The following is a 15580-nucleotide window of genomic DNA, read 5'->3' as shown; positions in this document are numbered from 1 at the left end:
CTAATAGGGCAATGATTATTGCTTATTTTGTGTCATAGATGACACATTAGTTTATAAAGACGTGTTCTCATTCACATCATCGTTGCGTCGCCATCGCCGCTGCAACATCACCTCTCTCAGGCCGAAACGGTCGCAACATGCCGTCACCGGGGGGTGACGAGAGGGGAACAATCAGTGGCATCACCGATCCGTCGTTATCTGCTCGCCTCCACGTTGTTGATGGGCGCGTTCACCGCGGCGTCCGGCGCGTCAGCGCAGGTGACCCAGCCGGCCGAGGCCGCGCCCGAGGTGAAGGAAGAGACGACGCAGCAGCCGGACGCCGACGTCGTCGTCACCGGTTCGCGCATCGCACGCCCCGATCTGACCACCGCCAGCCCGGTCAACATCGTCAGCGGCGCGGAGATCGCGTTCCGCCAACCCGCGACCGCCGACGACCTGCTGCGCAGCCTGCCCGCGGTGCGCCCGAACCTGGGTCGCGCGGTCAACAACGGCTCTGACGGATCGTCCTCGATCGATCTCCGCGGCATCGGCACCAACCGCACGCTGGTGCTGCTCGACGGTCGCCGCATCGTGCCGTTCGGGCTCGACAACATCGTCGACACCAACGTCATCCCGGTCGCGCTGCTCGAGCGTGTCGATGTCGTGACGGGCGGCGCCTCGACCGTCTACGGCGCCGACGCTGTTGCGGGCGTGGTCAACTTCATCACCAAGCGCAACTTCACCGGCTTCGATGCGCGCGCGCAATACGGCATCTCGGAGCGCGGCGACGCGCGCCAGTTCAAGGCCGACCTGACGATCGGTGCGAACCTCGCCGACGATCGCGGCAACGTCGTGCTGGGTCTGGGCTACACCAAGGCGGCTGAGCTGCTGACCACCAGCCGCGCATCGGGCACGATCCCGATCAGCTCGGTGACGGGGCTGTTCAGCGGATCGACCGCATCGGTGCCGACGATCTTCACCTCGCCCAACGCCAACGCCTTCTTCGGTTCGACCGCGGGTGCGCAGGGCGTGATCGGCGGGGTCATCAACCCGACCACGGGCGCGCTCGACCGTGCGACCGCGGGCAACACCTATAACTCGAACATCGGCACCTATTACCAGACGCCGATCGACCGCTACAACGTGTTCGCGCAAGGCCGCTACGAGATCACCTCGGGCATCGAGGCGTACGCCTCGGCGATGTACACGCGCAGCGAGGTGCGCTTGCAGCTCGCGCCGTCTGCGACCTTCACCAACACGTACCAGCTGTCGCTCAACAACGCTTACCTGCCCGCGGCCGCGCGCAACCAGTTGTGCGCCGCACGCGGCATCACGGCAGCCGCCTGCGCGACCGCAGCCGCGGTGCGTGGCGGACCCGGCTCGCCCGGCTATCTCGAGATCCCAGTGATCGCGCAGCGTCGCTTCACCGAATACGGCCCGCGCGGCAATCCGATCGAATCGCAACAGTTCCAGGTCCAGGCCGGCCTGCGCGGTGAGATCGTCAGCGGGCTGAAGTACGACTTCTCGGCGCAGTACGGCGAGACGACGCAGAACCAGGATCGCGAGAACTGGGGCTCGTTCACCCGCGTCCAGCAGGCGCTGCGGTCGTACAACAGCGCGGCCGGCACGCCGGTCTGCACCGACACGTCGAACGGCTGCGTACCGCTCAACCTGTTCGGTCCCGAAGGCTCGATCACGCCCGCGATGATCGGCTTCTTCGACCTCGACGCGCGTATCCGCCGCAAGACACGGCTGACCGTCGTCAACGGCAACATCACCGGCGATTTCGGCCGCTTCGCCTCGCCGTTCGCCTCCGCGCCGATCGGGTTCAACATCGGTGGCGAGTATCGCAAGATCGAGGCCGCCTCGTTCCCCGACTTCCCGTCGCAGATCCAGGGCGAGGTGCTCGGCACTGGCGCGCGGACCCCGCCCGATCGCGGCCAGTATGACGTGAAGGAAGCGTTCGGCGAAATCATCGTGCCGCTGATCGCCGACGTGCCGTTCCTCTACCGCGTCACCGCGGAAGGCGGCATCCGCTATTCCGACTACTCGACCACCGGCGGGTCGACGACGTGGAAGGCGGGCGGCAGCATCGAGCCGGTGCGCGGCTTCAAGTTCCGCGGCATGTACCAGAAGGCGGTCCGCTCGCCCAACATCTCCGAGCTGTTCCAGAGTCAGGTGCAGGGACTGAGCAACCTGACGACCGATCCGTGCCAGCTGGCGTTGCCGAGCGGCAACGCCGGTCTGACCGCGCTGTGCGTCGCAACCGGTGCACCCGCGAGCACGATCGGCAGCATCTCGCCGCCTTCGTCGACGCAGATCAACGTGACGACCTCGGGCAACCCCAACCTCAACGTCGAGCGTGCCAGCACCTATACGCTGGGTGCGGTGATCGCGCGCGAGGACGTGCTGCCGGGCTTCTCGCTGACGGTCGATTACTTCAACATCAAGGTCGACGACGCGATCACGACGCCGGCGCAGGGTGACATTCTGAACGGCTGCTACTCGTCCGCGCTCAACCCGACCTTCGCGTACAACGGCTTCTGCCAGCTCATTCAGCGCAACCCGCTGAACGGCACGCTGAACGGCGCGGGCGAGACGCCGGGCGTGATCCTGGGCGGGTCGAACCTGGGCGTGATCCACACCGCGGGCATCGACATCGGCGTGGCGCAGCGCATTCCGCTGGAGGACTTCGGCCTCAACAACGCCGGCGCGCTGAGCGTCGGGTTCAACGCCACCTGGCTCGATTATTACCACTTCCAGGCGACACCGAACTCGATCAACCGCGACTGCACGGGCTATTACAGCACCAACTGCACCAATCCGCGGCCTGAGTGGAAGTGGAACGCACGCGCGACCTACTCGCTCGGCGGGTTCGACGCCTCGATCCTGTGGCGCCACATCAACGGCGTGAATCTGGAGCCGTACCGCGCGACTGCGACCACCCCGCTGACGACCGCGCAACCGGGCGGTCCGAACCCGGCGCTGACGGGCAGCTCGACCGTGGTCATCAACGGCGTCACCTACACCGGCGTGCCGACCGCGGGCATCCAGCCGGCGTATCGCTCGATCGACGCGTATAACTACTTCGATCTGGCGCTGCGTTTCCAGGTCAACGACCAGCTCGACCTGTCGCTGACCGTCGACAACCTGCTCGACAAGAAGCCGCCGATCGTCGGCTCGGGCGTGGGCGGCACCGCATTCAACAGCGGCAACACCTTCCCGACCACCTATGACGTGGTGGGCCGCTACTTCACCTTCGGCGCGCGCGTGCACTTCTAGGCGCCGGCGACATACCTGCGGGCGACCGAGACCCCGTTCGCAGTGTTCGCTCAGCCGCGTGAAGGGCTACCCGCCCTTCACGCGGCCTTTTTGTTGATTAAGAGGGCGAAGTTAGTCGGTAGCTAAAGGCTACTCCGAGAATCTGCCTATGTCGTGTGCCGATGCATCTGGGCTGGTCGCTCGTTGATGGGCATTGTCAGCGACTAAGACGATGCCGAACCGCTTGCATCAGTGACGTCAATTTCGTCCGAAATCCGCCCGATCGCGGCGCATCCGAGTGCCAACCACGCTTTTGCATTTCCGAAGCAATCGTGTCGGTTAGCGGATCAGTTGGCCCAGCGTCACTCTTGATCCATTCAGCCAAGAGCCTTTCGTCCGACCAGTGCGTCGACGTTTCCGGTACAGGTTTAGAGTCGGGCATGAGGGCGACGTATCGAAGCGGCGCTAATTTACAATGCGGAGTGCCGGTATTCCGATCGAGAACGGATTTGTACCCTACCAATCCAGCTTGATGCACCTGCATGTCAGCTCTCCCTCACAGGCGTAAGCCACATGGCCGCAGGTAAAACGTCGATTGTTAAGACTCCGTTGGTTCTCCCCTACAGTCGTGGCTGGTAGGTTGCGATTGACGCCTTATCGTTGCCCGAGCAAACGCTCACGTGTTATTGATAGTCACTTGCATTAGCTGACGATCACCGCCAAGAGGCCGCTATAAGGTTCTTGGAGGAACACCATGTCTGCCCTGCTCGCTGCCCTGATGGCGGCTGCCGATCCCACCGCGATTGCCGTCGCGGCCCAGCCCGTCCCGGCGTCCGATGCAGCACCCGCCGACACCACCGCTACCCAGACCGCCGAGGACATCGTCGTCACCGGCGCGCGCACCGAGGGCAGCCAGGATTACACCATCCCCGGGCAGACCACCGCGACGCGGATGAACCTGTCGCTGCGCAACACGCCGCAGTCGGTCAGCGTGGTGACGCGCGCGCAGATCGAGGATTTCCAGCTCAACGACGTCAACACCTTGCTCGGCACCGTGCCCGGCATCAACGTGCAGGCGGGCGAGACCGACCGCGTTTATTTCTCCGCACGCGGGTTCGACATCCAGACGTTCCAGATCGACGGCATCGGCGTGCCGTTCGCGTTCGGGATCCAGACCGGATCGATCGACACCGCCTTCTACGATCATATCGAGGTGGTGCGCGGCGCGCCGGGGCTCCTGTCCTCCACCGGCAATCCGTCGGCGGTGGTCAACTTCATCCGCAAGCGCCCGACCAAGGACCTGCAGGTTAGCGCCTCCGCACAATATGGCTCGTTCGACCAGTATCGTGGCGAGGCGGACTTGAGCGTGCCGATCACCAAGGACGGCAGCATCCGCGCGCGCGCGGTCGGGGCCTATCAGGACGGCGACAGCTACCTCGACCGCTATGGTCTGCGCCGCTGGGTCGGCTACGGCATCGTCGAGGCTGATCTCGGCGCCAACACGACGGTGAGCGGCGGGTACGGCCACCAGGATCACAAGAGCCGCGGCGCCATGTGGGGCGCGATCCCGCTGACCTACACCGACGGCACGCCGCTCAACTTCGACCGCTCGTCGAACGTCGCGCCCGAGTGGTCGAGCTGGAACGTTATTGACCGGCAGATTTTCGGCGACATCACGCACCGCTTCGGCAACGGCTGGATCGCGCGCGCCTCCGCGATCCGCCGCGCGACCGACGAGAACAACACCCTGTTCTACGTGTTTGGCAATCCGCTGCGCGGTGCGCCGGGCGGTATCGGGATCGACCCCGCAACCGGGCAGCAAGCAGGCATCCAGAGCTATCCGGGCAAGTTCCGCGCGACCACGCGCAACCTGACGATGGAAGCCTACATCACCGGCCCGGTAACGCTTGGCGGGCGCGAGCATGAGATCAACATCGGCGTGAACCGCAGCGCGCAGGAATATGTCCAGCTCTCCAGCTACGATAACAGCACGATCGGGAACCTCCTCCCCTACCCCGACCTGTTCGCGGGCAACTTCCCGCTGCCCAACTTCCCGACGACCTTCTCGACTGCTCCGTTGTCGAGCCAGAACACGCACACGCGGCGCGAGACGGTCTACGGCCTCGTCCGGCTAAACCCCGGTGACGGCGTCAAGGTGATGTTCGGGGGTAACGTGACCCACGCCAAGAGCACCGGCTTTTCCTATGGCGCGAACACCGACTTCGACGCGACGCGCTTCCTGCCCTTCGCCGGAACGACGATCGACCTGTCGCGCAACTTGAGCATCTACGGAAGCTGGGCGACGATCTTCAATCCGCAGAATCAGCTGCTCGACATCAACGACCGCATCATCGATCCGATCGAGGGCGAGAATCTTGAGGTCGGACTGAAGGGCGAGTGGTTCGATGGCCGGCTGAACGCGACACTGGCGGCATTTCAGACGCGGCAGGACAACACCGCCGAGGCCGCGGGGATCAAGACCGTGGGCGGCGTCACGCGGACCTATTACCAAGGCATCGATGCGCGCTCGCAGGGCCTTGAGCTAGACGTGGGCGGGCAGCTCGCCCCCGGCCTGCAGGTGACCGGCGGCTATACGCTGATGCGGATCGAGGACCCCGAGGGTCGTCCCGTGCGCCGCTACGTCGCGCGCAACACTGGGCGGCTCAACGTCAGCTACACGCTGCCGATGCTGCCGACGCTGAAACTGGGTGCTGCCGCGCAATATCAGAGCCGCATCGTCTCGCCGACCGGGCTCGGTCGCCAGGGCGATTACGCGCTGCTCGACCTGCTGGCGGCGTACAGCCTCACCTCCAACATCTCCGCCGCGGTCAATCTGCGCAACGTGACCAACACGAAATACCTGACCGCGACCAATTTCGACGGCGGCTATTACGGCGCGCCCAGGACGGTGATGGGGACGATCAGCGTGCGGTATTGATGCGGCAGGGCTGGACCGCTCGGTGGTGACGGTCCAGCATCCTCGTGTGATCGTCGAACGCCGCAGAGTTCGGTCGACACCGGGAGTATTGCACGATGCCCAGGTACCGCCTGCTTACCGCGTTCGCCGTTGCCGCCTTGGGCTCCGCCGCGGTGGCACAGGACGAGCTGCCCGACCCGAAGGTGTACGCCCGTGCGGAAGACCGCGCGCGTGCCCGACTGCGCGCGGTGCCATGCACCGAAGCCGATATCGGACGCGGTTGCTATCGGTTGGGCGAGCGCCTCGTACGCGAGTCCCCCTGCTCGACCTACCGCGATGGCGTCATCCACGGACTAGCGACCGCCAAATGCGTCAAGATGACGCGCCCGCAACGCTTCCGCGGCATATGGGCCGACTATTTCGAGGGGCAGGCATTCATCCCTGCCGGTAGCACACCGCCCCCATGGCCAAACGGCAAGCTGCCCCCGGCCGAGTGGCGCGCGCAATATGAGCGTGCCCGCGCCGCCACGATCTGGCTCGATGTGGACCGCGACAAGGTTCCGGTCGGATGGCATCGTGCCGAGCAACGCGCGGTGATCGACTTCATTGGCCGCAAGACCCGCTATCCGGGCCATTATGGTCATCTCGGCATGGCGGGACACGAGATCGTCGTCGATCGCATCCTCTCGCTGGAGAAATGCCCCGGCGCTGCGGGTTGCGACTGAACGTCGTTGATCGACGGATTTGACCCCGCGCACGGTTCCGCTACAGGACGAGAAGCGTCGGGGAGTGGCGCAGGCTGGTAGCGCACCTGGTTTGGGACCAGGGGGTCGCAGGTTCGAATCCTGTCTCCCCGACCATCTGACTTGGACGATACCCGGTCACGCGCTTGTTCTGGTAGCGATGTATATTGGTGCTCGTTCATCACGTTTGTCGACACATTCTCGTCTCAAAAGGCATGTCAAAACCGGACAAGTTTAGATGTACAATAGTATGATCGTATGCATGTAGTTTTGTCTACACAGATACGCGTCAACATGTCACTTTTGGATTGAGCACTTGTCATGTTTCTTCAAAACGACGACGTCAAAGTCTGTCCACCCGCACCCAAAAGCGCCAACTTCTGCGGCGAACCGCGGCGGAGGACTGTCGATCACCTCGCACGCGCGATCTCTACGCCAGGCAGCCGATAGCCGGCAGCAGCAATCCGATAAGCGTCTCTTCTCATCCGACAACCCGATCCACTCGTTTGAGCTCTTCTCCAGGAAGGCAACCTCAACTCAGCTTCCAGTCAAGATGCTGCCCTTGTTCACGTAGGCTAGTACCGTGAATACGATAAGCGAGGTTGTCCAAAGTAATATGGCCGCTAAAGACCGCTCATCTCCCCAATAAAGGAACCACGTGTTGACCGGCAGCACCCAAGACAAGCGCATCGTTGTCGTCGGGCTAGGCTATGTTGGCCTGCCGCTCGCGGTTGCGCTCGCGAAATCCTTCGAAACTTGGGGACTGGACGTTGATGCCGGGCGCATCGCCGAATTGGAGCGAGGTCACGATCGGACGGGTGAGATCGAGGCCGACCGGCTCGGGGCGTCGTTACTGCGCCTGACCGCCGATCCTGCCGCCTGCCCGGAGGCAGACGTCTACATTGTCACCGTGCCAACCCCGGTGGACGCGGACAACAAGCCCGACCTGTCGATCGTCATGGCCGCGACGCGCACCGTTGCTGGGATGCTGAAGAAGGAGCGCCGTGCGATCGTGGTCTACGAGAGCACGGTCTATCCCGGCGTCACCGAGGACTTGTGCGGCCCCGAGCTGGAACGCGTCAGCGAGCTTAAATGCGGCGAAGACTTCTTTCTCGCCTACAGCCCCGAACGGATCAATCCGGGCGACCGGGAACATACCGTCGAGCGGATCACCAAGGTCGTCTCGGGCCAGACGCCAGAGGTGCTGGATGCGGTCGCCGGCCTCTATGGCCGGGTGACGAGTGGGGGCGTCTTCCGCGCCGCCTCGATCAAGGCGGCGGAAGCGGCCAAGGTGATCGAGAACGCGCAGCGCGACATCAACATCGCCTTCGTCAACGAGATCACGACGATCTTCCAGGAGATGAACCTGTCAGTCTGGGACGTGCTGGCCGCGGCGGGGACGAAGTGGAATTTTCTCAAGTTCGAACCCGGCCTCGTCGGCGGGCACTGTATTGGGGTAGATCCCTATTACCTCGCGCACCGCGCGAGCGAGCTAGGACGCGACCCGCGCGTAATCCTGGCAGGGCGCGGCACCAACGACGACATGGCGGCGTGGTGCGCGGGCGCGATCCACGAGTGGAAGGGCGCGAAGAAGGGAACGCGTACCCTGGTCCTCGGCCTCGCGTTCAAGCCCGATGTACCCGACCTGCGTAATTCCAAAGTCGCCGATCTGATCGCCGCGCTGCGCGACCTGGGGCATGAGGTCGACGTCCACGATCCGCTTGTTTCGCCGGTGGAGGCGCGGCACGAATATGGCATTAATCTCGCCCCCGCGCCGGCGGGCGATACGCGTTACGACCTTGTCGTGCTCGCCGTACCGCATCGCGCGATTGTTAACGATTTCGCGCGCTTCGCTGCGCTGGTTGAACCCGGGCGGGGTATTGCCGACCTCAAAAACGCGCTTGCCGACACTACGCTGCCGGGCGGCGTCGACCGCTGGACGATGTGATCGCGCCTCCTACATTGCAAATGGTCGTGAGATCAGCGTGATACGCAGTCTGTTTCGCAAGGCTGCGAACTTCACCGCCAGGCGCAGCTATATTGGCCCGCCCGGCAAGCGCCTCTATGCCGTGGGCGACATCCACGGGCGGCTCGATCTCCTCAACAATCTCTTGCGCCAAATCGCTGACGACTTGCGTGCGCGCCCGGTTGCAATGGGGACCGCGACAATCGTATTTCTGGGCGACCTAATTGATCGTGGTCCCGATTCTGCCGGGGTAATTGAGCGGATCAGCACGCTGGACGACGTGCCCGCCCGCGCGCTGCTGCTGCTAGGCAATCACGAGGAAATTCTGCTGCGCGTCCTAGATGCCGAACCGGGGCTCGCCTACGACTGGCTGGGGTTCGGCGGGGATGCCTGCGCTGAGAGCTACGGCCTGTCGGCTACGGCAATGAAGGCGATGAGCGAGGCCCGTATCGCCGAAACGCTGCGTGCCGCGATCCCGCCCGCACACGTTGCCTTCCTAAGGTCGGGCGGGGATACTATCTCTTTCGGCGACTATCTTCTCGTCCATGCCGGCATCCGTCCCGGCATTGCGATCGAGGACCAGCAATCGCATGATCTGCGTTGGATCCGTCAGCCATTTCTGTCTGATACACATGACCACGGCTGCTTCGTTATTCACGGCCACACCGTTACCGAAGGCGTGGACCGCCGTGCGAACCGGGTTGGTATCGACACCGGCGCTTATCGCACCGGCATTCTAACTGCCGCGATTGTGGAAGATGACGAACTCGCTTTCATTGATACCACGTTCGACGCACACCGATCATAGGGTGCCAAAACCGGGTGACTGGCTTGCCGATCGGCTTGTCAATGTCGAGGGGTAACGGTAAACGACCTGCCCACATCACGTATATTCAGGCAGAAATTCAAGGCGGCGAAAACGATATGAGGAACCGTATGAGCCGCGTACTTATGATCGGGCTTGCACTGCTTTTGGCGGCATGCGCGAGCGGTCGAGGTGGCAGCATTTCCTATGATACTAGGAGCTTCTCCGCGCCCGACGCACCTAAAGTCGTTGCAGCTGATGACGCATATAAGCTTGCGCCGCTCGATACCGTTTCGGTTACAGTTTTCCAAGTTCCCGATCTCAGCCATGATTATGTCGTTGATCAGGCCGGACGCCTGACGATGCCGTTGCTGGGTTATGTCAACGCTGTGGGTCTAACCACCGCCGAACTAGGCGTTAACATCGCCAAGGGGCTGGACGCCAAATATCTGCGCGATCCAAACGTTACCGTAGCTTTGAAATCATCGGTTAGTCGGGTCTTTACGGTTGATGGATCGGTGCGCCAACCAGGTGTCTACGAACTTAACTCCTCCATGTCACTTGTACAGGCCATCGCAGTTGCGAAGGGTACCGATGAACTCGCCAACCCGCACCGCGTCGCGATCTTCCGCATGATTAGCGGGCGGCGTTCCGCCGCGGCGTTCGACCTCACTAGCATTCGACGTGGGGAAGCGGCCGATCCGACCGTCTACGCCGGTGACACGATTGTAGTCGATGGTTCAGGGGTGAAGGCGGCACAACGAACCTTTCTTCAGAGCCTTCCGCTCGCATCCATTTTCCTCGCGCTCTGACTCTCAGGACGACTACCGCATGGCAAGCCCGGGGGCCAACGACCCCACGAACCTAACCGTCAACATTGACGATCGCCGCGACCTGGCGCCGATTATGCCCCAAGGCAGCTACGGCACCTATGGTGCGTCACCCTCACAAGGACGCGAGCTGTCGCTCTCGCTTCTGTGGCGCGTCGCCTATGAATGGCGCTGGCTCGTCCTCTCCGCGATTGGGGTCGGCATTGCCGCGGCGGTGCTTATCACACTTCTGACCCCGCTGAAGTATCGTTCCGTCGCGTCGCTCGAACTCAACCCTCCCAATGTCGCGATCCTGAACAACGAGGACAGCAAGGGCAGAGAGTCCTCGAGCAACGACATGAACTTTGTGGGGACGCAGCTTGGTTTGTTACAAAGCCGCGCGCTGGCCGAACGCGTCTCGCAGGATTTGAACCTCGCGAATGTCGACGAGATTACGGGCGAGGATGGCAATCGCGCAGCTAATACTGAGATCGCCGCCAATTACGTCCAAGCGAACACCAAGGTGAAGCTTCAGCCACAGAGTATGATTGTAAATGTCGCCTTTGTGTCACGTAATGCGCAGCTGGCTGCAAAGATCGCCAATGGCATCACTGATGCCTTCATTGCCACTGATTTAGAACGACGCTATCAGTCCTCGTCCTATGCCCGCAACTTTCTTCAGCGACAGATCGCCAGTACGCGTCGTGACTTGGAAAAGTCGGAGCGAGAACTAACCGCATACGCGCAGCAGCAACGGCTAATCACGACGGGGAGTGGCCCTAACGACAACGGCGGTGACACTAATTCGCTGTCCGGCAACTCGCTTGTCGCACTCAACAATGCACTAGCGCAGACGCAAGCACGGCGTATCGCGGCCGAGCAGCAATATCGCGAAGCGATGCAGGGTGGCGCCACAACGGAGACGAGCACCAATACCGCGGTGCTGCGCAGCCAGATAGCCGCGCTTGAAGCGGAATATCAGCAAAAGCTGCAGACCTTCCGCCCCGATTATCCCGAAATGGTGGCCTTGCGCGCGCGCATCACCGCGTTACGTGATTCGGCCAGGGTCGAGACGCGCACCGCCACCTCCGACCGGGTTGGGTCGCTACGTCAAACCTTCGAGGCCGCGCGTGCCGAAGAGCAGGACCTTCGTGCACAGGTGACGCGCTTGAGCAGTTCGGTGCTCGATCAGCGCGGGCGCCGCATTCGCTACAACATTCTCCAGCGCGACGTGGACACTAACCGCACGCTCTACGATGCGCTGCTCCAGCGCTATAAGGAAATCGGTGTGGCGGGCGGCGTTGGGACTGCCATAGCGTCAGTCGTCGACGCAGGCCAAGTGCCATCCAGCGCGTTTTCGCCCAATCTCTATCTTAACCTCATGATCGGCGTCGTTCTCGGACTGACCCTCGGCATGCTGACAGCGATTGCGCTCGAGTTCATCAACGATACGATCAAGTCGCCGGATGATGTGCGCACGAAGCTAAACCTACCGTTCCTCGGCGGTATTCCGCAGGGGCGCACCGCAGTGCCGGCGCAGGAGCTGAAGGACACACTGTCGCCTCTGGCAGAAGCATATCTGTCCACCAGCACCGCTATGCAGTTCGTAACCGAGGGCGGTGCACCTAAGACGCTGCTCGTCACAAGCACCCGTCCAGCGGAGGGCAAGTCCACCTCGGCATGGGCGCTCGCCTACAGCTTTGCGCGCCTAGGTAAGACCGCGCTGCTGATCGATGCTGACATGCGCCGTCCAGCGTTCGTGACGGGACGTGAGAACATCGGCCTGTCGCATATCCTTACCAACACAGGCTCCCTCAGCGAGCATGTGCTCAAAACTGACGTAGAAAATCTGTGGGTTATGCCGTCGGGAACCATCCCGCCAAGCCCACCGGAACTGATCGCCTCGGCGCGCTTTGCCGCTCTGATTGAGGACGCGTCGGCGACGTTCGACGTCGTCGTGATTGATGGGCCGCCAATACTTGGGCTTGCAGATTCACCGCTATTGTCAACGGTGGCGCAGGCAACGCTGATGGTTATCGAGGCAGGCCGCACCCGCACCCGTGCAGCAATCGAGGCGCAGGCTCGCCTGCGCACCGCAGGCGCGAGGATGGTTGGCGCTATTCTGACCCGGTATCAGGCGCAGGCCGCTTATGGGTACGGCTACGGCCAGAACAAGGATCAGCAGTATCGCTACGTCGCCGACAATAACGAGAAAAAACGCCGCATTCTTCTAGCCGTGCACGACAAGGACAATCACGGCGATGCTGCGTAAAAACCAGCACATGGGACGGATCGGCGCCTTGTCGAGCCCACGTGGGATCGTCTCGGCACTGATGCTGGCGATCGCCAGTTTGGCTCTCGCTTGGCTCTCCTTTCGCACCACGATCACTGCGGTTCTGCCTGCACAATCGCCCGTACTTCTGAATATCGCACCTCGTGACGCAGATAATGTGCTTTCTAGAGCCTCGCTCGCGCTGGTCGCTAGTGTTGATCCCCGCGATCCGATGAGTCTGGGGTTCGGACGTAAGCCACTCGACTTGCCCACTATTGCCGCGGTCCGGCATGCCGCCACCCAGCTGCCGCTCGACGAGCGTCCCTACCTGATCCTCGGACAAGAGCAGCTCGCCGCCGGGCAGACCGGTCGTGGTATCCGCATCCTGGAAGCGGGTCAGCGGCTCGAGCCGCGGAACCGGCTGATCCATCTGGCCCTGCTGGTCCAGTATCTGAAGACAAGCCGCTTCGGGCCCGCAGCGGCGCAGATGTCGGTCCTATCGCGGCTGATCAGCAGGACGCAGCCCTTTGTGACGACCGCCCTGGCGCAAATGATACTGATGCCCGACACGGCACCGGCGGCAAAGCGCACGCTGCAAACCGATCCGGGTCTGGAGCGTTCGGTCCTTACCACGCTGGCCAAGAGCACCACGCCGCCCGATCAAATCTTCGCATTGGCGAGCCCACGCGCGCTTGCCGATGCCGGAAATTCCCAGAGCTGGGGCCCGGTGCTCGTATCCCGGCTGGTCGAGGCGAACCACTTTACCGACGCGCATCGGGTCTGGCAGCGTATCTACCGCCTGCCTGCGGCGGCAGTGACGGCCCCGATATTCAACCCGCAGTTCCGCGCGATGCCGGCCTCGCCCCCATTCGACTGGACGCTGGCCGCGAACGGGCTGGGTGCGGCGGATCCCGACAATGGCGAACTGGCGGTGGATTACTACGGACGTGACAGCGGCAATCTCGCCGACCAGATGCTCGTTCTTTCGCCGGGGCGCTATCAGCTCGTTTTTGCGACTGAGGGGGGCAAGCCGAATGCTGCTTCGCAGCTGTTCTGGACAGTCGCGTGCGCCTCCGGCGACAAGAGCATTTTCGCAAATATTGCTGTTCCAACCACTCCCGGGTCGCACCGTGCGGGCAGCCCCTTCATGGTGCCCGCTACCTGCCCGGCGCAGACACTTACACTGCGCGGCGAAGCCGGCGAGTTCCCTTCGCCGGTCTCGCTCACGATCAAGGGGCTCGCGATCCGCGCTGCGGGCATGCCGGAGGCCAGGCCATGATCCGCCACACAATCGCGCCCTTCTTTCTCCTGGCATGTCTGCTCCTTGGGGGGTCAAGCGCGGCGGGTCTATCGGCTAATCTGCTCCTGCAACTGATCGCCATCCCGCTGATTGGATGGTCGCTGTGGCAGCTCGCACAGGCCGGGATCACGCCGCAAATCCGTGCGCCGCTGGCGCTGCTCGCGGCGTTCCTTGTTACCGCATTGCTGCAACTCGTGCCGATGCCACCCACGATCTGGGCCGTGCTGCCGGGCCGGGGGAGTGTTGCCGAGGGGTATCGCCTACTCGGCCTTCCGCTACCGTGGCTGCCGCTGACGCTGGCGCCCACAGGAGCGGTTGCTGCGCTACTGTGGCTGCTGCCGGCGTTCGCCGCCTTTCTTCTCGTCATCGTTCTAGGTGCGTTTCGCGGCCGCTGGATCGCTAGCGTAATCATCGCGGTTACGCTCGCCTCGATCGCGCTGGGCGCAGTACAGGTGCTAAGCGGACCGAGTGCCTATCTCTATGAAAAGACGAATTACGGTGTGGGCACTGGGTTCTTCTCCAACCCCAACCATCTGGCAACGCTGATCCTGACCTGCATCCCTTTCCTGGGCGCGCTGTACGTCACGCTGCTCCGCCGCGCCTCGACGCGCAACGCCTCGGCAGTCCGCCTTCTTGTGGCTGCGGGCTATGGCGTCATCCTGGTCGGCATTCTGATTAACGGATCGCTTGCAGGGATTGGCCTTGCGGTACCGGCGAGCCTGGGCACGTTGCTGGTCTTCGGACGCCAACGACCAGTGCTGCGGCGCCTCATGCTTGCAGGCACGGTGGTCGCCTCAATTACGGCGCTGCTAATCATCGTGATCGGGCCATTCGGCAACAACCTGATTGGCGTGCAGAAGGCGAATGTCGAAGGATCGCGTCAGGTCGTCTTTGCCAAGTCATTCCGCGCGGCCAGCACCTTTTTCCCAGTTGGTTCGGGCACAGCGACATTCCAGCCAATTTATCGCACAATGGAGCCGCTTTCCGTTGTTAATTCTACCTACCGCAATCACGTCCATAACGACTGGCTCGAACTGTTGCTAGAGACGGGGCTCGCCGGGATAGTCGTGGCGGCGCTATTTTTCATTTGGTGGGCGTCACGGATTCGCGCGATCTGGCGCGCGGACGAATCCGACCACTTCGCGCAGGCTTCGGTGATCGCGACCGCGCTAATCCTACTGCACAGCCTGGTTGACTATCCGCTACGCACCGCGGCAATATCGTCGGTGTTCGCGATCTGCCTGGGGTTGATGTCCGGCGTGCGACCCTATGTCCGCGCGCGTAAGGTCGAGCAGAGCGCGCGGCACCTGAGTATCTAAGGTCAGGTCTCGTTGGTACGATAAATCCAATTTGCTTCGGTTCCCGCAAGGACAAACCGCATCGATGAGCGGTAAAGGTAATAGGCGCCGTATTCGTCGATCTATGGACAGCAATCTCGCAACAACCCGATCAGATCTGACAGCGACGCTACCGCGCTACGGCGCATTGAGACATGTTCGGCCGTGTAAAGTATTTGGCGGTGCGTCGC

The 15580-nt window shown here is 62.6% G+C and carries 9 protein-coding genes and 1 tRNA gene; all 10 read left to right on the top strand.

Annotation, left to right across the window (positions count from 1 at the left end; translation table 11 throughout):
• Positions 1–174: 174 nt before the first annotated feature.
• The 10 genes from SMN802W_RS0115800 to SMN802W_RS0115755 all read left to right on the top strand — a co-directional run bounded on the left by SMN802W_RS0115800 (position 175) and on the right by SMN802W_RS0115755 (position 15371).
• A complete protein-coding gene (locus tag SMN802W_RS0115800; RefSeq protein WP_037524350.1) occupies positions 175–3261 on the top strand; it encodes a TonB-dependent receptor domain-containing protein in 3087 nt (1028 codons plus the stop codon).
• A 733-nt stretch (positions 3262–3994) separates the two neighbouring features.
• Positions 3995–6178 (top strand): TonB-dependent siderophore receptor, encoded by a 2184-nt coding sequence (locus SMN802W_RS0115795; RefSeq protein ID WP_083925849.1) that lies wholly within the window; start codon positions 3995–3997, stop codon positions 6176–6178.
• A 95-nt stretch (positions 6179–6273) separates the two neighbouring features.
• A complete protein-coding gene (locus SMN802W_RS0115790) occupies positions 6274–6882 on the top strand; it encodes a hypothetical protein (protein WP_019517887.1) in 609 nt (202 codons plus the stop codon).
• 58 nt (positions 6883–6940) lie between these two features.
• Positions 6941–7017: transfer RNA gene (locus SMN802W_RS0115785), tRNA-Pro, on the top strand.
• 544 nt (positions 7018–7561) lie between these two features.
• On the top strand, positions 7562–8848 hold the full coding sequence (locus tag SMN802W_RS0115780; protein WP_037524369.1) for a nucleotide sugar dehydrogenase: 1287 nt from the start codon (positions 7562–7564) through the stop codon (positions 8846–8848).
• Positions 8849–8885: 37 nt separating this feature from the next.
• Positions 8886–9674, top strand: a complete 789-nt coding sequence (locus SMN802W_RS0115775; protein ID WP_019517885.1) for a metallophosphoesterase — start codon at positions 8886–8888, stop codon at positions 9672–9674.
• 128 nt (positions 9675–9802) lie between these two features.
• Positions 9803–10483: a polysaccharide biosynthesis/export family protein gene (locus SMN802W_RS0115770; RefSeq protein WP_162140028.1), complete on the top strand. Its 681-nt coding sequence runs from the start codon at positions 9803–9805 to the stop codon at positions 10481–10483.
• Between the two features lie 19 nt (positions 10484–10502).
• Positions 10503–12752, top strand: coding sequence for a GumC family protein (locus tag SMN802W_RS0115765; protein WP_019517883.1), 2250 nt, complete (start codon positions 10503–10505; stop codon positions 12750–12752).
• Positions 12742–14031 (top strand): hypothetical protein, encoded by a 1290-nt coding sequence (locus SMN802W_RS0115760; protein ID WP_156818942.1) that lies wholly within the window; start codon positions 12742–12744, stop codon positions 14029–14031. Before SMN802W_RS0115765 ends, SMN802W_RS0115760 begins: the two co-directional genes overlap by 11 nt.
• Entirely contained in the window at positions 14028–15371 is a 1344-nt protein-coding gene (locus tag SMN802W_RS0115755) for an O-antigen ligase family protein (protein ID WP_019517881.1), read from the top strand. The genes SMN802W_RS0115760 and SMN802W_RS0115755 overlap by 4 nt, the downstream gene beginning before the upstream one ends.
• Positions 15372–15580 lie beyond the last annotated feature (209 nt).

This window comes from Sphingomonas sp. Mn802worker, from assembly GCF_000382485.1.
Taxonomy (GTDB): Bacteria; Pseudomonadota; Alphaproteobacteria; order Sphingomonadales; family Sphingomonadaceae; genus Sphingomonas.
This window is presented reverse-complemented; position numbering and strand designations above follow the sequence as displayed.